Origin of the sequence: Micromonospora sediminimaris, from assembly GCF_016863575.1 — a bacterium.
Classification (GTDB): Bacteria; Actinomycetota; Actinomycetes; order Mycobacteriales; family Micromonosporaceae; genus Micromonospora; species Micromonospora sediminimaris.
This window is the reverse complement of the sequence record NZ_BOPD01000039.1, coordinates 25,936-48,743: the sequence shown is the minus strand read 5'-3', so window position 1 is coordinate 48,743 and position 22,808 is coordinate 25,936. Positions and strand designations below refer to the sequence as shown.

Below are 22,808 nucleotides of genomic sequence, written 5' to 3'. Positions count from 1 at the left end.
GAGGGTAGTCGCCGCCCTGGTCAGGCCCGGTGTCAGGGGGCGGATCACGCCGGGTCGGCGCCGGGTGACGGCGGCAGTTCCAGGACGTACTCGTCGACCTCGTGGCCGCGTCCCGGTGCGTACGCCCGCTCGGTGCTGCGGACGACGAAGCCGCAGCGGCGCAGCACCGTCAGCGACGCGGCGTTGTCGGTGGCCGTCCGCGCGAACAGCGGCCGGCGGGTGACCTCCCGCAGCAGCGCGGTCAGGGCGCGGGTGGCGTACCCACGGCCCCAGTGCGGCCGGTCGATCCAGTAGCTGACCTCGAACGCGTCGTCGACGGGGAAGGCCAGCACGTGACCCACCACCGTGTCGTCGACGGTCACCGTGCGGGCCAGGTTCTCCGGGCCGGTGAGGATGCGGACCCAGTGCGCGGCGAACGCCCGCCGGTCCGTCGGATCCTCGGCGCCGAAGGCGGCCATCCGGTTGGCCTCCGGGTCGAGCTGGTGGACGAAGAACTCCACCAGGTCGTCCTCGCGTACCGGGCGTAGCCGCAGGTCATCGGTCACCGGCCGACCATACGCGGCCCGGTTGAGGACCAGCGACCCTGTTCGGATCGGCTTTCGGCCCTGCCCCCACCAGCGGCGGCGTTGCTACCAACGAGGCAGAGGCATCGACGGCGAAGTGGAGGCCGGGTCATGACCAGGTACGTGTACGACTTCATCGAGGGCGGTCGAGGCATGGCCGACCTGCTCGGCGGCAAGGGCGCCAACCTCGCCGAGATGACCCGGCTCGGGTTGCCGGTGCCGCCCGGCTTCACCGTCAGCACCGACGCGTGCCGGGCGTACCTCGTCGACCGGCAGGTGCCGGAAGGACTGTTCGACGAGGTGAACGCCCACCTGCGAGAGGTCGAGGTGCGACTGGGCCGGCGGCTCGGCGACCCTGCTGAGCCGCTGCTGCTGGCCGTCCGTTCCGGCGGACGCTACTCGATGCCCGGGATGATGGAGACCATCCTGGACATCGGGCTCAACGACGCCACCGTGACCGGGCTGGCCCGGATCAGCGGCGACGAGCGGTTCGCCTGGGACTCGTACCGACGGTTGATCCAGATGTTCGGTCGGACGGTGCACGGTGTGCCGGCCGAGGAGTTCGACCGAGAGCTGGACGCGTTGCGGGCCACCGCCGGACCGGACGGCCCCACGGCGGAGCAGTTGCGTGGGCTGGTCGAGACGTACAAGAAGGTGTTCGCCGACCGGGTCGGTCACGACTTCCCACAAGCCCCGCACGAGCAGCTGTACCTGGCGATCCGGGCGGTCTTCGAGTCGTGGAACGCCTCCCGGGCGGTGCTCTACCGACGCCGCGAACACATTCCCGACGACCTGGGCACCGCGGTCAACGTGATGGCGATGGTCTTCGGCAACCTGGGCCCGGACTCGGGTACCGGGGTGGCGTTCACCCGCGATCCGGCCACCGGCGCGCCCGGCGTGTACGGCGACTACCTGTCCGACGCCCAGGGCGAGGACGTGGTGGCCGGGGTCCGCAACACGGTGGGGCTGGACGAACTGTCCCGGCTCGACCCGGCCAGCTACCGCCGGCTGACCGGGATCATGACCACACTGGAGCGGCACTACCGGGACCTGTGCGACGTGGAGTTCACCATCGAGCGGGGCCGGTTGTGGATGTTGCAGACCCGGGTCGGCAAGCGCACCCCGGCGGCGGCGTTCGTGATCGCCGCGCAGCTGGCCGACGAGGGTCTGATCAGCTGGGACGAGGCGTTGACCCGGGTCAGCGGGGCGCAACTCGCGCAGCTGATGTTCCCCACCTTCGACCCGGAAGCCACGCCGGAGCCGTTGGCCACCGGCGTCGGCGCCTCGCCCGGAGCCGCCGCCGGACGGGTGGTTTTCGACAACGCCGCCGCCACCGCGGCGGACGGGCCGGTGATCCTGGTCCGCCGCGAGACCAACCCCGACGACCTGCCCGGCATGATCGCCGCCGCCGGCATCCTCACCGCCCGGGGCGGCAAGACCTCGCACGCGGCGGTGGTCGCCCGGGGCATGGGACGCACCTGCGTCTGCGGGGCGGAGGCACTGGAGATCGACCCGGAGCGCGGCGAGTTCCGCGTCGGCGACCGGACGGTCCGGGCCGGTGACCTCATCTCCATCGACGGCAGCAGCGGCCGGATCTACCTCGGCGAGGTGCCGGTCCGTCCGTCCCCGGTGACCCGCTACCTCGCCGGTGACCTGGCGCCGCAGTCCGACCGGCTGGTCTCGGCGGTGGACCGGCTGCTGCGGCACGCCGACTCGGTGCGACAGCTCGGCGTACGCGCCAACGCCGACACCCCCGACGACGCGTCGCGGGCGCGGACGCTCGGCGCGGACGGCGTCGGGTTGTGCCGTACCGAGCACATGTTCCTGGGCGCCCGCCGCGCCCTGGTGGAGCGGTTGATCCTGGCCGACGGGCTGAACGAGGTCCACGCCGCGCTGGCGGAGCTGCTGCCGTTGCAGCGGGAGGACTTCGTCGCGATCCTCGCGGCGATGGACGGCCAGCCGGTGACCATCCGGCTGCTCGACCCGCCGCTGCACGAGTTCCTGCCTCCGTTGCCCGAGTTGGCCGCGCGGGTGGCCCGGGCGGAGGCGCTCGGGCAGGACCCCGGCCGCGACGCGGTGCTGCTGGCCGCCGTCCGCCGGATGCAGGAGAGCAACCCGATGCTGGGCCTGCGCGGGGTTCGGTTGGGCCTGGTGGTGCCGGGCCTGTTCGCGATGCAGGTCCGGGCCGTGGCGGAGGCGGCGGCACGGCGGGTGGCCGAGGGCGGCGACCCGCGCCCGGAGATCATGGTGCCGCTGGTCGTCGACGTGCACGAGCTGGCCGCGGTGCGGGCCGAGGTGGCCGACGTGCTGGCCACCGTGCCGGGGGCGCCGCCGATCCCGGTCGGCACGATGGTCGAGACGCCGCGGGCGGCACTGACCGCCGGGGCGATCGCGGGCGAGGCGGAGTTCTTCTCCCTCGGCACCAACGACCTGACCCAGACCACCTGGGCGTTCTCCCGCGACGACGGGGAGGGCTCGTTCCTCGGTGACTACCTGGAGCGGGGCATCGTCGAGACGTCGCCGTTCGAGACCGTCGACGTCGCCGGGGTGGGCCGGCTGGTCCGCCTGGCGGTGGCCGAGGGCCGGGCCGCGCGACCCGGGCTGACCGTGGGGGTCTGCGGCGAACACGGCGGTGACCCGGAGTCGGTGGAGTTCTTCGCCGACGCCGGACTCGACTACGTCTCCTGCTCGCCGTACCGGGTGCCGATCGCCCGGTTGGCCGCCGGTCGGGCCGCGGTGGCCCGCGACTGCGCCGGCTCCGACGCTCGATAGGAGGTACCCGAGATGACTGCGATCTTCAATGCCACCGGGCCGGTGCCGCTGGTCCCGCCCCGACCGGTCCCGGAAACGGCGCCGCAGCCGGCAGCGCCGCTGTCGGTCGGGCCGGTGCAGGAGTTGCCTGGCACGCCGCCGGCCGCTGTGCTGCCGGTGACCCGCGACGGACGCCCGGTCGGCGTGTTCGTCGCGACCGGCGGGCGCGTGCGGTACCTGCCGCTGCCCGACCCGGATCGGCTGCTGGTCGCCACCGCCGGGGTGCTGGCCGTCGGGCTGGTCACCGCCGGGGTGACGGTGCTGGGTCGGCGCCGGCCACCCGCGGTCGCACGGCTGACCATGGGCCCGGGCGGCTGGGTCAGCTTCCGAGGGGTACGCGCCCCGGCTCCCCGGGCTGCCCGCCCCTGGTGGGCCCGCCTGCTCCGGGCCCACCGCCTGGTCGCCGAGCGCTGAGCCGCAGCGTCGGGCGGGTACGCCACGGCGAGCACTTTCGGTGATGGTGCTGCCTCCGGCCGGCCGGAGGCAGCACCATCGCGGATGTTGCCCGGATCATGACCGACGTCGGTCGGCACGTCGGTGCCCGGCCCCGACGGGCGAGCAGCGTGCCGGCGTCACCGCGTGGGGACGGGCCGGCAGGGCCGTTGGTCCCGGGCCGGGCGGGCGGATCGCCCCTGCCGGGCGGTGCCGGTCTCGGCGAGGCTGGTGTCGAAGGGGCGTGCCGTCCGGGCACGCCCGATGCACAGGGCGGAGCGGACGGTGGCCGGACAGGTCCAGGTCGCGGACGGGGACGTACGCAGGGAGAGCATCGTCGCGGCGGCACCCGACACCGGGCTCAGCTCGACCGAGGCCGCCCGACGGCTGCAGGTCGACGGACCGAACGCCGCCGCGACACCGCCCCGCCGGCACCTGGCTGCCCGGGTCGTGCACCAGCTCTCCGATCCCCTGGTCGCGCTGCTGCTCGCCGCCGCCGTGGTCACCACGGTGCTGCGGGACTACCCCGACACCGCGGTGATCCTGCTCGTGGTCGCCGTCAACACGGCCATCGGGGTGGTACAGGAGGTACGCGCCGACCGAGCCATCGCCGCGCTCGACCAGCTCGCCGCGCCGACCGCCCGGGTGATCCGCGACGGTCGGGACGCGGTGCTGCCCGCCACCGAGCTGGTCCGGGGTGACCTGGTCCGGGTCGAATCCGGCGACGTGGTGCCGGCCGACCTGCTGCTGCACGATGCGAGCCGGCTGCACCTGGACGAGTCGGCGTTGACCGGCGAGTCGGTGCCGGTGTCCCGGGCGGCAGGCGAGGAGGCCAGCGCCGGCACGGTGGTGACGACCGGTCGGGCCGCCGGCACCGTGGTACGCACCGGCGCGGCCAGCGCGCTGGGCCGGATCGCCACCCTGGCGGCCACCACCCGGCCGGCGGCCACGCCGCTGCAACGCCGCCTCGCCGCGCTCGGCCGGATCCTCGGTCTCGCCGCCGTGGCGTTGTCCGGCCTGGTCTTCGCCATCGGTGTGCTCAGCGGTCGGCCCCTGGTGGACATGGCGGTCACCGCGGTGAGCCTGGTGGTGGCCGCGGTGCCGGAGTCGCTGCCGGCGGTGGTGACGCTGGCGCTGGCGCTGGGGGCCCGCCGGATGGCGGCGGCCCGGGCGATCCCCCGCCGGCTGCACGCGGTGGAGACGCTCGGCTCGGTCACCGTGATCGCCTCGGACAAGACCGGCACCCTGACCGAGGGACGGATGGCCGTGCAGTCGGCGGTCACCGGCAACGGCGAGCGGTTCGGTGTCACCGGCAGCGGGTACGCCCCGCACGGCACCGTGCACCGCGACGGCGCGCCGGTGGCGGTGCCGGACGAGTTGCGCCGGCTGGCCCGGGCCGGGCTGCTCTGCAACGACGCGACCCTCGCCCCGCCGACCGAGGAGCGACCCCGCTGGGGCGCGGTGGGCGATCCGCTGGAGGCGGCCCTGGTGGCCTTCGCGGCCCGCTGCGGCCTGGATCCGCAGACCACCCGCAACGCCTGGCCCCGGGTCGCGGAGCACCCCTTCGACCAGCAGTTGCGCCGGATGACCACGGTGCACCGCTCCTGCGACCGTCGCTACCTGGTGGTGTGCAAGGGCGCCCCGGAGAACGTGCTCACCACGCCACTGCTCGACGCCGACGCCGACGAGTTGGCCGGCCTGACCGCCGCCGCGCACCGGCTGGCCGGCGACGGGCTGCGGGTGCTGGCGGTGGCCGCCGCCCTGGTGGACGCCCCACCGGCCGACCTCGCGCACCCCGAGGGACTGCGTCCGGTGGGTCTGGTCGCCGTCGGCGACCCGCTGCGCGCGGGAGCACCGGACATCGCCGACGGCTTCGCCGACGCCGGTGTGCGGCTCGTGCTGGTCACCGGCGACCACCCGGCGACCGCGGCGGCCATCGCCGGTCAGCTGGGCCTGTGGGCCGACGGCGATCCGGTGGTACGCGGCGACGACGGTGACCCCGCCGAGGCACCGGCGGCGGCGCGGGTGTTCGCGCGTACCCAGCCGGAGCAGAAGCTCGACATCATCGCCGGGTTGCAGTCCCGAGGGCATGTGGTGGCGATGACCGGCGACGGCGTCAACGACGCACCGGCGCTGCGCCGAGCCGACATCGGGGTGGCGATGGGCGGCGGCACCGAGGTGGCCCGGCAGGCGGCCGACCTGGTGCTGGTCGACGACGACCTGTCCACCGTGGCCACCGCGATCGGCGAGGGCCGCAGGATCTACGACAACATCCGCCGGTTCCTGCGCTACGCCCTCTCCGGCGGGGTGGCCGAGATCGCGGTGATGCTGCTCGGGCCACTGTTCGGCCTGCCTGTGCCGCTGCTGCCGGCCCAGATCCTCTGGATCAATCTGCTCACCCACGGGGTGCCCGGGGTTGCCCTGGGCGCCGAACCGGCCGAACCCGGCACCCTGCGTCGGGTGCCACGCTCACCGCAGGAGTCGGTGCTCGGCGCGGGGCTGGGCCGGCAGATCCTGGTCGGCGGCGCGCTGATCGCGGCGGTGACCCTGGGAGCCGGCGTGCTCGCCGCCCACTGGGACCGGCCGTGGCAGTCGGTGATCTTCATCGTCCTCGGCCTGGCCCAGCTCGGCGTGGCCCTGGCGGTCCGCGCGCCACGACCGGGCGGACAGCGGCGGAGCAACCTGGCACTGCCGCTCGCGGTCGCCGCCTCCGCACTGCTCCAGGTGGCCGGAGTGCTGCTGCCGTCGCTGCGGGAACTGCTCGGCACCGAGGCCCTCGGCGTCACCGAGCTGCTGGCCTGCGGCGCGGTGAGTGTTCTGCCCGGCCTGGTGCTGCGGATGACCCGGCGCGCACCGAGAACCGACCTGCCTACCCTGATGCCGTCAGGTGAGCCAGGCTGACAGCCAAAGTGAGGAGAGACGTGATGGCCAGCAACTCCGGCGCCCCCGTCGTGGTGGGCGTGGACGGTTCCGAGATCGCCCTGCACGCGGTGCGCGCCGCCGCGCGGGAGGCGGCGTACCGACACCGTCCGCTGCGGATCGTGCACGCGTTCATCTGGCCACTGATGCGGGTGCCACTGGGCCCCGCGCCGGGTGCGCCGGCCGACGGCGGGCTGCGTAACCAGGCCGAACGGTTCCTGGCCGACGCCGTCGCCGAGGCCGGCAAGGTGGCCCCGGAGGTGGCGGTGACCGGTGAGGTGGTCGACGGAGCGGCGAGCACCGTCCTGCTCGCCGAGGCCCGGGACGCGGCGTTGGTCGTCCTCGGCAACCGAGGGCTGGGCGGCTTCGCCGGGCTGCTGCTCGGCTCGGTGGCCGTGCAGGTCAGCGCCCACGCGGACGGTCCGGTGCTTGTGGTTCGCGGCGAATCGCGGGCGGATGGGCCGGTGGTGGTCGGCGTCGACGGTTCGGAGCTGTCCCGGGAGGCCGTCCGGTTCGCCTTCGAGGAGGCGGCGTGGCGCGGCACCGACCTGGTTGCGGTGCACGCCTGGCTCTATCCGACCCCGGCTGGTCCCGGTGACATCCTGCCCCTGGTCTACGACCTGGACGCCTTCCGGGACGAGGAGGAGCGCCTCCTCGCCGAGGCGGTGGCCGGCTGGTCCGAGCGCTATCCGGAGGTGCCGGTGCGGCGGCGGTTGGTGCGCGGTTCCCCGGGTCGGGCGCTGGTCGAGGAGTCCCGCACCGCCCAACTGGTGGTGGTGGGCGCGCGTGGGCGCGGGGCGCTGGGCGGGCTGCTGCTCGGCTCGGTCAGCCACGCCGTGCTGCACCACGCCCACTCCCCGCTGGCGATCGTCCGGAGGCTGCGTACGGTCGAGGGGACCTGACCGGTGGTGTGTCGACGCGTCCCGGCCGCGGGACGCGTCGACAATGAGCCCTGACCGACTCATGGAGTGACGATGAACCGACCTGTCGTGGTGGGGGTGGACGGATCACCGCCGAGCCTGGTGGCCGCGGAGCACGCGGCGCAGGCGGCGGTGTGGCGGTCCCGCCCGCTGCACCTGGTACACGGCTACCTGCATCCGCTCGGCTACGGCGTGCCGATCAACCCGTACGAGGTGGGCGTGCCGGCAGCGTCGGAGGACGGCCGCAAGATGCTCGAACAGACCGCCGCCGAACTGGTGGACCGGTGGCCGGGGTTGACGGTCGAGGTGCGTCAGGTGGCCGGCGGGCCGGGCGCGACCCTGGTCGAGGAGTCCCGGCGGGCGGAGCTGGTGGTGGTGGGCAGCCGGGGTCTGGGCGGCTTCGCCGGGCTGCTGCTCGGCTCGGTCGGCACCCAGGTCGCCGCGCACGGGCACTGCCCGGTGCTGGTGATCCGCCCGCCCGACCGTCCGATCCCGACCGAGGGTCCGGTGCTTGTCGGTGTGGATGGTTCGGAGTCGGCCGAACTCGCCGTCGGTTACGGCGCGGAGGAAGCCGTCCGGCGCGGCGGGACGCTGGTGCTGATGCACGTCGCCGACGAAGGCGACGACGACGGGGCGGCGGCGGCCCTGCTCGCCACCGCCGGTGCGGCGGCGCAGGGCAGCCACCCGGGGCTGACCGTGGAGGAGCGGGTGATCGTCGCGCCCAAGGCCGATCAGGCGCTGATCGAGGCGACCGGGGACGCGGCGCTCGTGGTGGCCGGATCGCGCGGTCGGGGTGGCTTCGCCGGGTTGCTGCTCGGCTCGGTCAGCCAGACGCTTGTGCACCACGCCCGCTGCCCGGTGCTCATCGCCCACCCGTACCAGCCGGAGCAGTGAGCGCCGCTCGACCGGGCCGCCGTCACGTCGGCGGCCCGGTCGGCGGGATCAGCCGTCGCGGCCGTTGAGCAGTTGGTCGAAGCTGGTGGTGAGGGCGAACGGGTCGACGGGTCCGCTGGACGGGGCGCTGTGCCGCACCAGCTCGGCCAGTTCCCGACCGGCGCGCTCGATCCGGGCGCGCAGCGCACCGTCGACGGCTCCGCCGGACCAGTCCTCCGGGGCGGCGAAGACAGCGGTCGGCGTCACCACCGCCCGCAGGTAGGTGAACATCGGACGGAGCGCGTGCTCCAGCGCCAGGGAGTGCCGGGCGGTGCCGCCGGTCGCGCCGACCAGCACCGCACGGCCGCCGAGCGCGTCGGCGTCGACCAGGTCGAAGAACGACTTGAACAGACCGTTGTACGAGGCGTTGAAGATCGGACTGACGGCGATCAGCCCGTCGGCGCCGGTGACCTCGTCCAGTACCTGCCGCAGCGGCTCCGACGGGAAACCGGTGAGCAGATGGTTGACAATGTCGTGGGCGTGTTCGCGCAGTTCGACCGGGCGCAGCTCGACCTGCTCGCCGTGCCGGACCAACTCGTCGCGGGTGGCCGCGGCGAGTTGGTCGGCCAGCAGCCGGGTGGATGAGGGCTGGCTGAGACCGGCCGAGACCACGGCGAGGGTACGCACGGTCATCGGGCGCCCTCCGGTGCCCGGCCGGTGACGTCGTCGACGGCGTGGACGGTGCTGTCGCCGCCACCCCCGGCGGCGGCCAGCAGCGAGGCGTGGGTCGGCGCCAGCGGCACGTGCGCCGGCCGCAGCGACTCGAACTCCTTGCGCAGCACCGGCACGACCTCCTCGCCGAGCAGATCGAGCTGCTCCAGGACGGTCTTCAACGGCAGCCCGGCGTGGTCGACGAGGAACAGCTGCCGCTGGTAGTCACCCACGTAGTCGCGGAAGCTGAGCGTACGGTCGATGACCTGCTGCGGGCTGCCCACGGTCAGCGGGGTCTGCGCGGTGAACTCCTCCAGCGAGGGGCCGTGGCCGTAGACCGGCGCGTTGTCGAAGTAGGGGCGGAACTCACGTACCGCGTCCTGGGAGTTGCGCCGCATGAACACCTGGCCGCCGAGACCCACGATCGCCTGGTCGGCCGAGCCGTGGCCGTAGTGCTCGAAACGCTGCCGGTAGAGACCGACCATCCGCCGGGTGTGCTCGGCCGGCCAGAAGATGTGGTTGGCGAAGAACCCGTCGCCGTAGTAGGCGGCCTGCTCGGCGATCTCGGGACTGCGGATGGAGCCGTGCCACACGAACGGGGGTACGCCGTCGAGCGGGCGCGGCGTCGAGGTGAACGACTGCAACGGGGTGCGGAACTTGCCCTTCCAGTCGACCACGTCCTCGCGCCACAACCGGCGCAGCAGGTCGTAGTTCTCGATGGCGAGGGGGATGCCGTTGCGGATGTCCTGGCCGAACCAGGGGTAGACCGGCCCGGTGTTGCCCCGGCCCATCATCAGGTCGACCCGGCCGTCGGCGAGGTGTTGCAGCATCGCGTAGTCCTCGGCGATCTTCACCGGGTCGTTGGTGGTGATCAGCGTGGTCGCGGTGGACAGGAGCAGCCGCTCGGTGCGGGCGGCGATCCAGCCCAGCATGGTGGTGGGCGACGAGGGCACGAACGGCGGGTTGTGGTGCTCGCCGGTGGCGAAGACGTCGAGGCCGACCTCCTCGGCCTTCAGCGCGATGGTCACCATCGCCTTGATCCGTTCGGCCTCGGTGGGCTCCCGGCCGTTTGTCGGGTCGACCGTGACGTCGCCGACGGTGAAGACTCCGAACTGCATGACCGCTCCCTCGTGTCGTCCGACCGGGCCATGGTGCCCGACGCCCCCGACAACATATTTGACGAGTCAACTATTCCGCGAGCCCCGCACACACCAGTGTCCCCTGTCACGTCCTCCCCATCCCCGGCCGCGACCGGCGACGCCGTCGACGAAACCGGACAACGGGGTCAGGTTCGGCGTCGCGGCACGTGCCGGCGGTACGGGCTGACGGTGGGGTCGCCGGTGATCCAGAAGCGCCAGGGCACGTCGTGTGCGGCGGCCACGCCGACGCGTGGGCCGGCGGAGACAGCCGACGGGGCGACCGGGCGGGTCGGCGGCGACAGCAGCAACGGCCCGGTCCCGTCGAGCATGCAGGTGCCGTTCGCCGCCGCGTCGACGCCGAGCGCGACCACCAGCCGTGCGGGTCCGCGCGCGAGATCCCGGTCGGCCACCTCGCCACGCCGCTTGCGGGCCAGGTCCATACCGTCGACCACCTCGCCGGCACGCAGCAGGACCGCCGCCGCCTCCCCCTCGTCCCCGCAGACGACGTTGAGGCACCAGTGCATCCCGAAGACGAAGTAGGTGTAGGCGTAGCCCGCGGGACCGAACATCACAGTCGTCCGGGGCGTCGGTCCGCGATGCGCGTGCGAGGCGGGATCCACCCCGGTGCCGGCGTACGCCTCGACCTCGGTCAGCCTGATCCGGACCCCGTTGGCCGACACCTCCCAGCCCAGCAGGTGCCGCGCCGTCTGCGCGACGTCGGCGGCCGGGGCACTCGACCAGGGATGCTCCACGCCTCCAGGTAACCCGGCCCGGGTCCGACCGGCAAGCCGCGCCCCCATGCTGATCGAGGGCCACGGCCGCAACATCCGGCAGGCAGGACGCGAAGATCACGCAGAGGATCGACGTGCGACGAGATCGTTCTCGTAGGCTGCGATGACGAGCTGGGCTCGATCTCGGGCGTCGAGCTTGGTGAGCAGGTTGCCGACGTGGGTCTTGACCGTCTTGATCGAGATGGTGAGTGTCCGGGCGATCTCGTCGTTGGACAGGCCGCGAGCCACGAGAGACAGCACCTCGGTCTCGCGGCCGGTGAGCCTGTCGATCTTCCGGACCTCGGGTGGGCCGGGCCGGTCGAGGTAGTGCGCGACGAAGCGGGTGAGAATGCTTGGCGCGAAAAGGGACTCGCCCGCGTGGGTCCGTCGGATGGCGTCGACGAGTTGGTCCGGGTGTGCGTCCTTGAGCAGGAAGCCGTGCGCCCCGGCGCGCAGCGCGGCAGCCACGTACTCGTCGAGCGCGAACATGCTGAGCACGAGGACCCTGGTACCGCTCAGTTCGGTGGCGGCGGTGATGCGTCCGGTCGCTTCGATGCCGTCGCCGTCGGGCATCCGGATGTCCATCAGGACGACGTCGGGGCGGCGTTCACGGGTGAGCGACACGGCCTCGTGTCCGGTGGCAGCCTGACCGACGACGGTGAGGCCCGGGGTGCCGTCGATGAGCAGGGCGAGGCTGTGCCGCAGGAGCGGCTGGTCGTCCGCGACGAGCACCCCGATGCTTGTGGATGGGCCCGCTGATTCAGTTGTCATCCGGACCGCCGGGCCGGGAGGCGCGCCGTGAGCTGGAAGCCCGGCCCGGACGGGCCGGCGCGCAGGGCACCATCGAGCATGCTCACCCGCTCGCGCAGACCGTCCAGGCCGTGGCCGGCCCCGGGGCGGGGTCGCCAGCCGGGGCGGGGACCGGTGTCCCGTACCTCCACCACGATCGCCTCGCCGTCGCGATCCACGGTGACGTGCACGCAGGTCGGCCCGGCGTGCCGGGCCGTGTTGCTCAGGCCCTCGCGGACGATCGCGCACACGGTGAGCTGCACGCCAGGTGGCACCTCGCCGACCTTCCGCACCTCGACGGTGGCGGCGATCCCGGCGGCGGTCGTGGAGCGCACGATCTCCGGTAGGGCGTCGAGTGTGTCGGGCGGCCGCAGGGGAGCGGGCTCGGCGCCAGGTGCGCGGAGCACGTCGAGCATCCGCCGCAGTTCGGCCGTGGTCTCCCGACCGACCTGTTCGATGTCGGCCAGGGCGTTCGCCCGTTCGGCCGCACCGGTCGGCCCGGTCACTCGGGCGGCCGTGGCGGCACGCACCGTGACCAGGCCCAGGCCATGCGAGACGAGATCGTGAAGCTCACGGGCGATGCGCAACCGTTCCGCCGCCGCGGCCCGCTCAGCCGCCCAGGCGGTCAGCCGGTCCTCGTACACCCGCCGCTCCTGACGGGCGCCGATCACCGCCCAGAGCAACGCTGCGACGGCGGTCGTGGTGATCACCGTCAGCAGGAGCGTCCCGGCCGGCCCCACGGTGCCCGCCGTCATCAGGCAGAGGAGCAGAGCCACCGGCACCGATACGGCGACGGCGGACAGCCAGGGGCGCCGTGTCGGTCGCCCGTCAGGTGCCATCTCGCGAGTCTAGGAACCCGGACCGTGGCCTGACATCGGACCTGGGTCGGAGCGACCTGAGGTGGGCGGGCCGGCGGAAGTCCCGGCTCTGGTCCGATGACGCGGACCGGCACCCTGAGCTGACATGGTGCTCATGCTGTCAGTCGAGCGTCTGGTCAAGCGGCGCGGCTCCCGCGAGATCCTCACCGATGTCACCTTCCGGGCCGCACCGGGCCGGGTGACAGGTCTGCTGGGGCCGAACGGTGCGGGCAAGTCATCCACCCTGCGCATCCTGTTGGGCCTGGACCGGGCGGATGCCGGCACGGCCCTGGTCGACGACCAACCGTACCGGCGCCTGCGCCAGCCGTTACGCACCGTCGGGTCGATGCTGGAGGGCTCCGGCGCACACCGCTCCCGAACCGCGCGCAATCACCTCACCTGGATGGCGCGCAGCAACGGCATCCCGATCCGACGGGTGGCCGAGGTGCTCGATCAGGTCGGGCTCGGTGCCGCCGGAGGAACCAGGGTCGGCCGGTTCTCGCTCGGCATGTGCCAGCGGCTCGGGCTGGCCGCCGCGCTGCTCGGCGAACCACGTGCACTCGTGCTCGACGAGCCGGTGAACGGGCTCGATCCGGAGGGCATTCGCTGGATCCGCGTTCTGCTGCGCGGGCACGCGGACGCCGGTGGCACCGTGCTGCTCTCCAGCCACCTGATGAGGGAGGTGGACGAGATCGCCGACGACCTGGTCGTCATCGCCCACGGCCGGGTTGTCGCCGCCGGTCCGATCCGCGAGGTCACGGCCGGCTATCCGACACTGGAGGATGCCTTCTTCGCCCTCACCGGGCCGACGGCAGGTGGGCGATGACCTTCTTCGACGCGGTCGCCGCCGAGATTCGGAAGACGGCGACGCTGCCGGCGACCATGGTCGCGCTGGCTGTCACGGTGCTCGGTCCGGTCGCGATCACTCTGATCAACGCCATCGGCGTCCGCGCCGCGCTGCGCAGCGGACGGTCCGAGCTGACGGCCTACACCTCGCCTGTCGATGCGGTCTTCTCCGCGGTGCCGATCGGCACGGTCGGCGCGGTGGTCCTCGGCGTCGTCGCCGTCAGCGGCGAGTACACCGCGAACAGTGCCAGGATCGGCGGCGGTCGGCAGATCACCACGACCCTCACCGCCATCCCCAACCGCCTCGGCGTGCTGGCCGCCAAGGCCGTCACCGTCGCCCTGCTGGTCGCGGTCGCGGCTCTGGTGGTGATTCCCGCCTCGCTGGCGCTGGCCAGCGGGATAGTCGGCGCCGACGCTCCGCCGGCCCCGGAAGGGGTGCTGTCCCGCGCTGTCGGTGCCGGGATCTACTGGCTGCTCACGGCGTTGATCGCCCTCGCGGTCACGGTCTTCACCCGCAACGGGATCGTTCCGATCATCGTGCTCGTGGTGAACAGCAGCCTCGTCTCGGTCTCCGTGCTGCTGTCGCACCTCACCCCGCTCGCGAGGTTCCTGCCCGATCTCGCGGGCATGAGCATGTTCGCCGGCGACCTGCTGGCGTTCGACGACGCGCTCGCCCCGGTCACCGGCGGCCTGGTCATGGCCACCTGGACGGCCGGGCTGCTCGCGCTGGCCGGTGCGGTCTTCCTGCGGCGGGACGCGTGATCCGCGCCTGCGCCCGCGCCACCGTCGCGGAGTTGACCAAGCTGTTCGGCCTGCCTGCGGCGCTGGCCGCGGTCTTCGGCACGATCGGCGCAGCCGTCGCCATCAGCGGGGCGTTGGCCGCCTCGCCGGTCGGGGCGAACGAGCCGGTCGCGGTCGTCCTCCAGGCGGTGCCGTACCTCCAGGCCGGCACCATCTCGCTCGGCGTCCTCGCGGTCGGAACCGAATACGCCGATGGGCAGATCCACACCACCCTGCTGTGCGTGCCGGACCGCCTGGCCGTGCCGGCCGCCAAGACCATCGCCTACCTGGCCTGGGCTGCCGGAACCGTCGTCGCGGCGCTCGCCGTCGGGTTGCTCACGGCCCGAATCGCCCTGGCCACGCGGGACGTCCCGGTGGTCACCGACGGTTTCCCGTGGACAGTCGTCGGCGCGGCGGTCCATCTCGCGCTCATCGGGTTGCTCGGGCTGGCTTTTGCCGCGCTCCTGCGGGCCGTCGTTTCCGCTCTCGTCGTCACGCTCAGCCTGGTTCTGGTCGTCTCGCCGGTGCTGGACGCCGTCACCCCGCACGCTCGTTACCTGCCGGACCAGGCGGGTGGCCTGCTCTACCTTCCCGACCCGGCACGGGTCCTGACGCCCGCCACCGGCCTGCTCGTTCTGCTCGGTTGGGTCGTCGTCATCGGGAGTGCGGCGGTGACTGCCTTCCGACGCCGGGACGCCTGAGGCCGATCACCCTCTCCACCCCTACCTCCCCCGCCCCGCCGCCGGGCGCGTCGAGGCAGCAGTTTCGGGGAAACCGTCGCCTCCGGGCACGCTGAGGCGACAGTTTCCCCGAAACTGCACGAGCAACCGCGAAGGGGTGCGGGTCAGCGCGGGACCACTGACTCGGCGGTCCAGTTGCGCCAGGTGGTCAGTTGGTCGGCGGCGGTGGCTAGTTGGTCGGCCACCGGGCCGGGACCCGTGGAGCCGGGGGTGATCCGGGCGGCGAGGGCGGACCGGACCGAGAGCACGTCGCGGACGCTCGGGTCGAGGTGCTCGCTGACGGTGGCCAGGTCGGCGTCGGAGACCTCGTCGAGAGCGCAGTCCCGGGCCGCGCAGAGCGCCACCAGCTTGCCGGTGATCTCGTGCGCGTCGCGGAACGGCACGCCCTTGCGGACCAGCCAGTCGGCCACCTCGGTGGCGAGGGAGAAGCCCACCGGCGCGGCGGCGACCAGGCGGTCGACGCGTACCGTCATGGTGGAGATCATCCCGGCGAGCGCCGGCAGCAGCAGTTCCAGGGTGTCGACCGCGTCGAAGGCCGGCTCCTTGTCCTCCTGCATGTCCCGGTCGTACGTCATCGGCAGGCCCTTGAGCATGGTCAGCACGGCGACCAGCCCGCCGACGAGCCGCCCGGACTTGCCCCGGGCCAGCTCGGCGATGTCCGCGTTCTTCTTCTGCGGCATGATCGACGAGCCGGTGGCGAAGGCGTCGTCCAGCTCCACCCAGCCGAACTCCTGCGACGTCCAGAGCACCACCTCCTCACCGAGCCGGGACAGGTGCACCCCGATCATCGCGGTGACGAAGAGGAACTCGGCGACGAAGTCCCGGTCGGCGACCGCGTCCATCGAGTTGGCGAAGGACGTCCGGAAACCCAACTCCTTCGAGACCGCCCCCGGGTCCAGCGGCAGCCCCGAACCGGCCAGCGCCCCCGCGCCGAGCGGGCTGACCGCGGTCCGGTGGTCCCAGTCGCGCAGCCGTTCCAGGTCCCGCAGCAGCGGCTGCACGTGGGCGAGCAGCCAGTGGCCGAAGGTGACCGGCTGGGCGTGTTGCAGGTGGGTCATGCCGGGTGCGGCGGTGTCGACGTGCCGTCCGGCCTGCTCGACGAGCGCCTCGGCCAACTCCACCAGCCGCGCGGCCACGCCCCGCGCGTGGTCACGCAGGTAGAGCCGCAGGTCGGTGGCGACCTGGTCGTTGCGGGACCGGCCGGCACGCAGCTTGCCACCGAGGCTGCCGAGCCGCTCCAGCAGCCCGCGCTCCAGGGCGGTGTGCACGTCCTCGTCGTCGACGGTGGGACGGAACGTGCCCGAGGCGCAGGCGGCCTCCAGGTCGTCGAGGGCGGCGAGGATGCGGCCCAGTTCCTCCGGGTCGAGCAGGCCGGCGCCGGCCAGCACCCGGGCGTGCGCCCGGGAACCCGCGATGTCGTACGGGGCCAGCCGCCAGTCGAACTGCACGCTCACCGACAGGCGGGCCAGGGCTTCGGACGGGCCACCGGCGAAGCGCCCTCCCCACAGGCTCGTCCGGTTGGCCGCTGCGCTGTTCTCGGTCAGGCTCTTGTCATCCACCCGGTCAATTGTGGTCCCCACGATCAGCCGCCTTCCCACCGGGCACCCACGTCCGACACGACCTCGCTCACTGCGTACCGCTCCCTTCGCCGCTGTCGTCCCGGCGGGCCCAGCCGGCGAGCCGTTCACCGAGCGCGGCGCCACCGTCAGCGGCGCGCGCCACGACGAAAATGGTGTCGTCGCCGGCGATGGTGCCGACGACCTCCGACAGGCCCGCCCGATCCAACGCGCTGGCCAGGTAGTGGGCGGCTCCCGGTGGGGTACGCAGGACCGCGATGTTGCCGCTGGAGTCGACCTCGTTGAGCAGTTCGCGCAGCAGCCGCACCAGACGGGCCGGCGCCGCCTCGGCGTCGCGCAGCGGGCGATGGCCGTCCTCGGGGATCACGTAGACGGCTCGGCCGTCACCGCCCCGGGCGGTGACCGCGCCGAGTTCCTTCAGATCCCGGGAGAGGGTGGCCTGGGTGACCTGCACGCCCTCGTCGCCGAGCAACTCGGCCAGCTCGGTCTGCGACCGGATCGGCTTGTCGCGGATCAGCTCGACGATGCGGGCGTGCCGAGCGCCCCGGGTCAGTGGTGCCGTCATGTCGGCTCTCCTTGGAGCAGGAAGGTCAGCAGCGCCTTCTGGGCGTGCAGCCGATTCTCCGCCTGGTCGAAGACGGCGCTGCGCGGGCCGTCGAGCACCTCGTCGGTGATCTCCTCGCCGCGATGCGCCGGCAGGCAGTGCAGCACGACGGCCTCCGGCGCGGCATGCCCGAGCAACGCCTTGTTGACCTGGTACGGCAGGAACGGGGTGCTGCGGTCCAACCCGTCACCCTCCTGGCCCATCGAGGTCCAGGTGTCGGTGGCCACCACGTCGGCGTCCCGCACGGCGGCGACCGGGTCGGTGAGCACCCGGACCGAACCGCCGGTGCCGGCGGCGATCACCTCGGCGCGGGCCACCACGTCCGCGTCCGGCTGGAAGCCGGCCGGGCCGGCGACCCGCACGTGCATCCCGGCGGTCGCGCCGGCCAGCAGGTACGAGTGGGACATGTTGTTCGCCGCGTCCCCGACGTAGGCCAGCGTCCGCCCCGCAGTGCCGCCACACCACTCACGGATGGTGAGCAGGTCCGCGAGCAACTGGCAGGGGTGGAACCCGTCGGTCAGCGCATTGACCACCGGCACGGTGGCGCCGGCGGCCACCTCCGCGATCCGGTCGTCGCCGTGGGTACGCAACACGATCGCGGCCACGTAGCGGGACAGCACCCGACCGGCGTCGGCGAGCGACTCACCCCGGCCGAAGTGGGTGACCTGGGTGTCCACCACCAGGGGGTGACCACCGAGTTCGGCGATGCCGGCGTCGAAGGAGACCCGGGTACGCAGGCTCTGCTTGTCGAAGAGCACCGCCACCGAGCGGGGCCCGGCCAACGGCGCGAACGCGAAGCGGTCGGCCTTCATCCGGCCGGCCAGGTCGAGCACCGCGGACTGCTCGGCCGGAGACAGGTCGTCGTCGCGCAGGAAGTGCCGGATCATGCGGAAGCCTCCGTCGGCGTCACCGGGTCGGTCGAGATCTCGGTGCGAGAGCGCCCCTGGGAAGGCGTCTCCGTGACCGGATCCGCAGCGACCGCCGGGGCGGCGGTCGGGATCACGCTACGGGACGGCGCATCCTGGGCACCACGATCCGGCGCGCTCGTGGCGGCGCTCAGGGCGGTCGGCAGCGCCGCCAGGAAGGCGTCGGCCTGAGTGACGGTGAGGATCAACGGCGGGGCCAGGCGGATCACGTCGGGCTGGATCGGGTTGACCAGGAAGCCGGCCTCGCGCAGCGCGCCGGCGAGGGCGGCGGACGCCGGTGCGGTCAGGGTGACGCCGAGCAGCAAGCCCGCACCGCGTACCCCGCCGACCAGCGGATGGCCGAGAGCTTCGATCCCCCGACGCAGCCGCTCACCGATCCGCTTGACGTGGTCGAGCAGCCCCTCACTGGCGATGGTGGAGATCACCGCCAGGGCGGCGGCACAACTGACCGGGTTGCCGCCGAAGGTGCTGCCGTGCGAACCAGGGACGAGCAGGTCGGCCGCCGGGCCGAAGGCCAGGGTCGCGCCGATGGGCAGCCCGCCACCGAGCCCCTTGGCCAGGGTCACCACGTCCGGTTCGACGCCGTCGGCCTGGTGGGCGAACCAGTGGCCGGTCCGGCCGATGCCCGTCTGCACCTCGTCGAGCACCAGCAGGGCACCGTGCCGGGCAGTGATCCGCCGGGCCTCGGCAAGGTAACCGGCGGGCGGGACCACCACTCCGTTCTCACCCTGGATCGGCTCCAGGATCACCATGGCCGTGGCGTCGGTCACCGCCGCGGCCAAGGCGGCGACATCACCGTACGGGACATGGGTGACCTCGCCCGGCAGCGGACGGAACGGGTCCGCCTTGGCCGGTTGACCGGTCAACGCGAGAGCGCCCATGGTGCGGCCGTGAAAGCCGCCGACGGTGGCCACCACCTGGGTACGGCCGGTGCAGCGGGAAAGCTTGAACGCCGCCTCGTTGGCCTCGGCTCCGGAGTTCGCGAAGAACACCCGCCCCGGCCGGCCGGCCAGCGCCAGCAGCAGCTCGGCCAGCGCGACCGGCGGCTCGGAGATGTACAGATTGGAGACGTGGCCGAGCGTCGCCACCTGCTTCGACACGGCCGCCACCACCGCCGGGTGGGCGTGGCCGAGAACATTGACCGCGATGCCGCCGAGCAGATCGACGTACTCCCGGCCGGCTTCGTCGACCACGACGGCGCCGGAGCCCGTCACCAGCGCCATCGGCGGCGTGCCGTAGTTGTCCATCATCGCCTGCCGCCACCGGCTGACCAGAGCACTCATGAGGGAATCACCATCGTTCCGAACCCTTCCGAGGTGAACACTTCCAGCAGGGTGGAATGGGCGACCCGACCGTCCACGACGTGCGCGGCCGGCACTCCCCCGTTGACGGCCCGCAGGCACGCCTCCATCTTCGGCACCATGCCCGATTCCAGCGACGGCAGCAGCTTCGCCAGCTCATCGGTGCTGATCTCGCTGACCAGGCTGGACTTGTCGGGCCAGTCGGCGTACAGGCCGGGCACGTCGGTGAGCACCACCAGCTTGCGCGCCCGCAGGGCTACCGCGAGCGCGGCAGCGGCGGTGTCGGCGTTCAGGTTGTGCAACACCCCGTCCGCGTCCGGCGCCACCGTGGAGATCACCGGAATCCGGCCGGCGGCGATCAGGTCGTCCACCGCCGAGACGTCCACCGACTCGACGTCGCCGACCTGGCCGACGTCGACCGGCTGCCCGTCGACGTACGCGGGCCGCCGCACCGCCGTGAACAGCCCGGCGTCCTCGCCGGAGAGACCGACCGCGAACGGCCCGTACGCATTGATCAAACCGACCAGTTCCCGGCCCACCTGGCCGACCAGCACCATCCGGACCACGTTCATCGCCTCCGGGGTGGTCACCCGCAGGCCACCCCGGAACTCGCTGTCGATGCCCAGCCGGCCGAGCATCGCCGAGATCTGCGGGCCGCCGCCGTGCACCACCACCGGTTTCAGCCCGACGTAACGAAGGAACACCATGTCGGCGGCGAAGGCCCGCTGCAACTCCGGGTCGACCATCGCGTTGCCGCCGTACTTGATCACGACCGTGGACCCGGAGAAGCGGGCCAGCCACGGCAGCGCCTCGATCAGCGTGGCCGCCTTCGCCTGGGCACGGCTCAGATCAGAGCTCAGGGTCACCGGACCGACCTTCCGTTCACGACTGCGGGACTCCGCTGCGCTGCATTCCTCGCGCTCACCGAGCCGATCTTCCGTTCGCGACTGCGGGACTCCGCTGCGCTGCATTCCTCGCGCTCACGTTGAGTAGGCCGAGTTCTCGTGCACGTAGGCGTGCGACAGGTCGTTGGTCCACACCGTCGCCTCGGTGGTACCGGCGTGCAGGTCGATCCGGATGGTCACGTCCCGGCCGGAGAGGTCGACCTTCGAGCGGTCCTCGGCCGCCGCGCCGCCCCGGCAGACCCAGATGCCGTTGACCGCCACGTCCACAGCGTCCGGCTCGAACGCGGCGCTCGTGGTGCCGACGGCGGCCAGGATCCGACCCCAGTTCGGGTCGTTGCCGAACAGCGCGGTCTTCACCAGGTTGTTGCGGGCCACCGCCCGGCCCACCTCGACCGCGTCGTCCTCGTCGGCGCTGCCGACGACCTCGATGGCGACCTGCTTGGTGGCGCCCTCGGCGTCGGCGAGCAACTGCTGAGCCAGGTCGTGACAGGCGGCGGTGACCGCCGAGGCCAGCTCCGTCTCGCTCGGCGCGACGCCCGAGGCACCGCTGGCCAGCAGCAGCACCGTGTCGTTCGTCGACATACAGCCGTCGGAGTCGACGCGGTCGAAGGTGACCCGGGTGGCCGCCCGCAGCGCGGCGTCGAGCGCCTCCGGCCCGGCCACCGCGTCGGTGGTGAGGACGCAGAGCATGGTGGCCATCGCCGGGGCCAGCATGCCGGCGCCCTTGGCCATGCCGCCGACGGTCCAGCCGGCGCCGGAGACGACTGTGGTCTTCGGCCGGGTGTCCGTCGTCATGATCGCTTCAGCGGCGGCACCACCGTTGTCACCCAGGCTCCCGACAGCAGCGGCAACCCCGGGCAGGAGCCGGTCCATGGGCAGCCGTTCGCCGATCAGGCCGGTGGAGCAGACCGCCACCTCGCCCGCGCCGATCTGATGCACGTCGGCCGAGGCCAACGAGGCAGCGGTGTGCTCGGCGGTGGCGTGGGTGTCCTGGAAGCCGGCCGGGCCGGTGCAGGCGTTCGCGCCGCCGGAGTTGAGCACCACCGCCCGCACGATGCCGCCCCGGACGACCTGCTGGGTCCAGAGCACCGGCGCGGCCTTGACCCGGTTGGCGGTGAAAACACCGGCGACACCAGCGTCGGGTCCGTCGTTGACCACCAGCGCCACATCCGGCTCGCCGCTGGTCTTCAGGCCGGCGGCCACCCCGGCCGCCCGGAAGCCCCGGGGTGTGGTCACGGTCACGGCGCGGTCCCCCAGACGGACAGGCCCGTGGTCTCGGGCAGGCCGAACATCAGATTGGCGTTCTGCACCGCCTGGCCTGCGGCACCCTTGCCGAGGTTGTCCAGCGCGGCGACCACGATCAGCCGACCGGAGTCGACATCGACGGTGGCCTGCAGATGACAGGAGTTGCCGCCCAGCGTGGCGGCGGTGTGCGGCCACCGCCCCTCGGGCAGCAGATGCACGAACGGTTCGTCCGCGTACGCCTGCGCCAGCACCGCGCGCGGGTCGGTCCCGCCGGTCGGCAGCACGGTGACCGTGGCCAGGATGCCGCGCGGCATCGGTGCCAGCACCGGCGTGAACGACAGCCCGGTCACCCCGGTGGCCTGCTTGATCTCGGGTACGTGCTGGTGCGCGCCCACCTTGTAGGGCGACAGGTCGCCCATCACCTCGCTGGCGAGCAGGTGTGCCTTGGCGGCCCGGCCCGCGCCCGAGGTGCCGGACGCGGCGACGACCACCACGTCGTCGGGTCGGGCGGCACCGGCGGCGATCAGCGGGGCCAGCGCGAGGGTGATCGTCGCCGCGTAGCAGCCGGTGCTGGCCACCCGTTCCGCGGCGGCGATCCGCTCCCGCTGACCCGGCAACTCGGGCAGGCCGTAGGTCCACGCACCGGCGTGCGGGCCGCCGTAGTAACGGGCCCAGGCGTCGGCGTCCACGAGCCGGTGGTCGGCACCGAGATCGACGATCCGTACCCCGGCGGGCAGTTGCGCCGCGAGGGCGGCGGACTCGCCGTGCGGGAGGGCGAGGAAGACGAGATCGGCCTCGGCCAGCACCTCCGGCGCGGTCGCACCGAGGGTCACGTCCAGCCCGGTCAGCTGCGGGTGGACCGCGTCGAGCCGTTGCCCGGCCTGACTGTGCGCGGTCGCGGCGAACAGGTCGAACTCGGGATGTCCGGCGAGCAGGCGGAGCAGTTCACCACCGGCGTACCCACTCGCCCCCGCGACCGCAGACCGAATCCCCATACCTACCTCCGCATGACTATGCAGCGAGGATAGCGGCGAAAGGAAGTTACTGCAAGGTCATACAGTCGTGCGCATGGTGATGTAAGCAGGGTGCGGTGGCCCTCC

General features: G+C 73.0%; 21 protein-coding genes. 8 read left to right on the top strand and 13 right to left on the bottom strand.

Annotation, left to right across the window (positions count from 1 at the left end; all coding sequences use genetic code 11):
• Positions 1-44 precede the first annotated feature (44 nt).
• Complete coding sequence (locus Vse01_RS25620) at positions 45-545, bottom strand: GNAT family N-acetyltransferase (protein WP_093404230.1); 501 nt, start codon at positions 543-545, stop codon at positions 45-47.
• Positions 546-674: 129 nt separating this feature from the next.
• On the opposite strand from Vse01_RS25620, the gene ppdK reads away from it, so the two are divergent.
• The 5 genes from ppdK (at position 675) to Vse01_RS25595 (ending at position 8,539) form a co-directional block, all read left to right on the top strand.
• Positions 675-3,335, top strand: coding sequence for a pyruvate, phosphate dikinase (gene ppdK, locus Vse01_RS25615; RefSeq protein ID WP_093404232.1), 2,661 nt, complete (start codon positions 675-677; stop codon positions 3,333-3,335).
• A gap of 12 nt (positions 3,336-3,347) precedes the next feature.
• Positions 3,348-3,788 carry a hypothetical protein gene (locus Vse01_RS25610; RefSeq protein WP_093404234.1) on the top strand — a complete coding sequence of 147 codons (441 nt, stop codon included), beginning with the start codon at positions 3,348-3,350 and terminating at the stop codon, positions 3,786-3,788.
• Positions 3,789-4,091: 303 nt separating this feature from the next.
• A complete protein-coding gene (locus Vse01_RS25605; protein WP_232511233.1) occupies positions 4,092-6,707 on the top strand; it encodes a cation-translocating P-type ATPase in 2,616 nt (871 codons plus the stop codon).
• 23 nt (positions 6,708-6,730) lie between these two features.
• Positions 6,731-7,627 carry a universal stress protein gene (locus Vse01_RS25600; RefSeq protein ID WP_093404237.1) on the top strand — a complete coding sequence of 299 codons (897 nt, stop codon included), beginning with the start codon at positions 6,731-6,733 and terminating at the stop codon, positions 7,625-7,627.
• Positions 7,628-7,693: 66 nt separating this feature from the next.
• Positions 7,694-8,539, top strand: a complete 846-nt coding sequence (locus tag Vse01_RS25595) for a universal stress protein (RefSeq protein WP_093404238.1) — start codon at positions 7,694-7,696, stop codon at positions 8,537-8,539.
• A gap of 48 nt (positions 8,540-8,587) precedes the next feature.
• Here the strand turns inward: Vse01_RS25595 and Vse01_RS25590 are convergent, their stop codons facing one another.
• From Vse01_RS25590 to Vse01_RS25570, 5 genes are all read right to left on the bottom strand, one after another.
• Entirely contained in the window at positions 8,588-9,211 is a 624-nt protein-coding gene (locus Vse01_RS25590) for an FMN reductase (RefSeq protein WP_093404240.1), read from the bottom strand.
• The gene (locus Vse01_RS25585; RefSeq protein ID WP_093404241.1) at positions 9,208-10,347 is read right to left on the bottom strand and encodes an LLM class flavin-dependent oxidoreductase; all 1,140 of its coding nucleotides are present in this window, start codon (positions 10,345-10,347) and stop codon (positions 9,208-9,210) included. Before Vse01_RS25585 ends, Vse01_RS25590 begins: the two co-directional genes overlap by 4 nt.
• 167 nt (positions 10,348-10,514) lie before the next feature.
• Entirely contained in the window at positions 10,515-11,120 is a 606-nt protein-coding gene (locus Vse01_RS25580) for a DNA-3-methyladenine glycosylase (RefSeq protein WP_093404243.1), read from the bottom strand.
• Positions 11,121-11,216: 96 nt separating this feature from the next.
• Positions 11,217-11,909, bottom strand: a complete 693-nt coding sequence (locus Vse01_RS25575; RefSeq protein ID WP_093404245.1) for a response regulator — start codon at positions 11,907-11,909, stop codon at positions 11,217-11,219.
• On the bottom strand, positions 11,906-12,766 hold the full coding sequence (locus tag Vse01_RS25570) for a sensor histidine kinase (RefSeq protein ID WP_093404247.1): 861 nt from the start codon (positions 12,764-12,766) through the stop codon (positions 11,906-11,908). The genes Vse01_RS25575 and Vse01_RS25570 overlap by 4 nt, the downstream gene beginning before the upstream one ends.
• A gap of 124 nt (positions 12,767-12,890) precedes the next feature.
• Between Vse01_RS25570 and Vse01_RS25565 the strand changes: the two genes are divergently transcribed.
• From Vse01_RS25565 to Vse01_RS25555, 3 genes are read left to right on the top strand one after another with little or no spacing between them, the layout of a single operon-like run.
• Complete coding sequence (locus tag Vse01_RS25565) at positions 12,891-13,610, top strand: ABC transporter ATP-binding protein (RefSeq protein WP_232511234.1); 720 nt, start codon at positions 12,891-12,893, stop codon at positions 13,608-13,610.
• The gene (locus Vse01_RS25560; RefSeq protein ID WP_093404249.1) at positions 13,607-14,392 is read left to right on the top strand and encodes an ABC transporter permease; all 786 of its coding nucleotides are present in this window, start codon (positions 13,607-13,609) and stop codon (positions 14,390-14,392) included. Before Vse01_RS25565 ends, Vse01_RS25560 begins: the two co-directional genes overlap by 4 nt.
• Positions 14,389-15,111 carry a hypothetical protein gene (locus tag Vse01_RS25555; RefSeq protein WP_093404250.1) on the top strand — a complete coding sequence of 241 codons (723 nt, stop codon included), beginning with the start codon at positions 14,389-14,391 and terminating at the stop codon, positions 15,109-15,111. The genes Vse01_RS25560 and Vse01_RS25555 overlap by 4 nt, the downstream gene beginning before the upstream one ends.
• Before the next feature lie 143 nt (positions 15,112-15,254).
• Here the strand turns inward: Vse01_RS25555 and argH are convergent, their stop codons facing one another.
• The 7 genes from argH to argC all read right to left on the bottom strand — a co-directional run bounded on the left by argH (position 15,255) and on the right by argC (position 22,703).
• The gene (argH, locus tag Vse01_RS25550) at positions 15,255-16,718 is read right to left on the bottom strand and encodes an argininosuccinate lyase (protein ID WP_093404776.1); all 1,464 of its coding nucleotides are present in this window, start codon (positions 16,716-16,718) and stop codon (positions 15,255-15,257) included.
• Positions 16,719-16,776: 58 nt separating this feature from the next.
• Positions 16,777-17,292 (bottom strand): arginine repressor, encoded by a 516-nt coding sequence (locus Vse01_RS25545; RefSeq protein ID WP_093404252.1) that lies wholly within the window; start codon positions 17,290-17,292, stop codon positions 16,777-16,779.
• Positions 17,289-18,218, bottom strand: a complete 930-nt coding sequence (gene argF, locus Vse01_RS25540; RefSeq protein ID WP_093404253.1) for an ornithine carbamoyltransferase — start codon at positions 18,216-18,218, stop codon at positions 17,289-17,291. The genes Vse01_RS25545 and argF overlap by 4 nt, the downstream gene beginning before the upstream one ends.
• Positions 18,215-19,540 (bottom strand): acetylornithine transaminase, encoded by a 1,326-nt coding sequence (locus Vse01_RS25535; protein WP_232511235.1) that lies wholly within the window; start codon positions 19,538-19,540, stop codon positions 18,215-18,217. Before Vse01_RS25535 ends, argF begins: the two co-directional genes overlap by 4 nt.
• Positions 19,537-20,424, bottom strand: coding sequence for an acetylglutamate kinase (argB, locus tag Vse01_RS25530; RefSeq protein ID WP_093404255.1), 888 nt, complete (start codon positions 20,422-20,424; stop codon positions 19,537-19,539). The genes Vse01_RS25535 and argB overlap by 4 nt, the downstream gene beginning before the upstream one ends.
• Before the next feature lie 114 nt (positions 20,425-20,538).
• A complete protein-coding gene (argJ, locus tag Vse01_RS25525) occupies positions 20,539-21,705 on the bottom strand; it encodes a bifunctional glutamate N-acetyltransferase/amino-acid acetyltransferase ArgJ (protein ID WP_093404256.1) in 1,167 nt (388 codons plus the stop codon).
• Positions 21,702-22,703 (bottom strand): N-acetyl-gamma-glutamyl-phosphate reductase, encoded by a 1,002-nt coding sequence (gene argC / locus Vse01_RS25520; RefSeq protein WP_093404258.1) that lies wholly within the window; start codon positions 22,701-22,703, stop codon positions 21,702-21,704. Before argC ends, argJ begins: the two co-directional genes overlap by 4 nt.
• Positions 22,704-22,808 lie beyond the last annotated feature (105 nt).

Bases quoted from the DNA above. Each gene is read 5' to 3' on its own strand.
- ppdK (WP_093404232.1), top strand. From the start codon at position 675: ATGACCAGGTACGTGTACGACTTCATCGAGGGCGGTCGAGGCATGGCC.
- Vse01_RS25610 (WP_093404234.1), top strand. From the start codon at position 3,348: ATGACTGCGATCTTCAATGCCACCGGGCCGGTGCCGCTGGTCCCGCCC.
- Vse01_RS25600 (WP_093404237.1), top strand. From the start codon at position 6,731: ATGGCCAGCAACTCCGGCGCCCCCGTCGTGGTGGGCGTGGACGGTTCC.
- Vse01_RS25590 (WP_093404240.1), bottom strand. From the start codon at position 9,211: ATGACCGTGCGTACCCTCGCCGTGGTCTCGGCCGGTCTCAGCCAGCCC.
- Vse01_RS25585 (WP_093404241.1), bottom strand. From the start codon at position 10,347: ATGCAGTTCGGAGTCTTCACCGTCGGCGACGTCACGGTCGACCCGACA.
- Vse01_RS25575 (WP_093404245.1), bottom strand. From the start codon at position 11,909: ATGACAACTGAATCAGCGGGCCCATCCACAAGCATCGGGGTGCTCGTC.
- Vse01_RS25570 (WP_093404247.1), bottom strand. From the start codon at position 12,766: ATGGCACCTGACGGGCGACCGACACGGCGCCCCTGGCTGTCCGCCGTC.
- Vse01_RS25565 (WP_232511234.1), top strand. From the start codon at position 12,891: ATGGTGCTCATGCTGTCAGTCGAGCGTCTGGTCAAGCGGCGCGGCTCC.
- Vse01_RS25560 (WP_093404249.1), top strand. From the start codon at position 13,607: ATGACCTTCTTCGACGCGGTCGCCGCCGAGATTCGGAAGACGGCGACG.
- Vse01_RS25545 (WP_093404252.1), bottom strand. From the start codon at position 17,292: ATGACGGCACCACTGACCCGGGGCGCTCGGCACGCCCGCATCGTCGAG.
- argF (WP_093404253.1), bottom strand. From the start codon at position 18,218: ATGATCCGGCACTTCCTGCGCGACGACGACCTGTCTCCGGCCGAGCAG.
- Vse01_RS25535 (WP_232511235.1), bottom strand. From the start codon at position 19,540: ATGAGTGCTCTGGTCAGCCGGTGGCGGCAGGCGATGATGGACAACTAC.
- argC (WP_093404258.1), bottom strand. From the start codon at position 22,703: ATGGGGATTCGGTCTGCGGTCGCGGGGGCGAGTGGGTACGCCGGTGGT.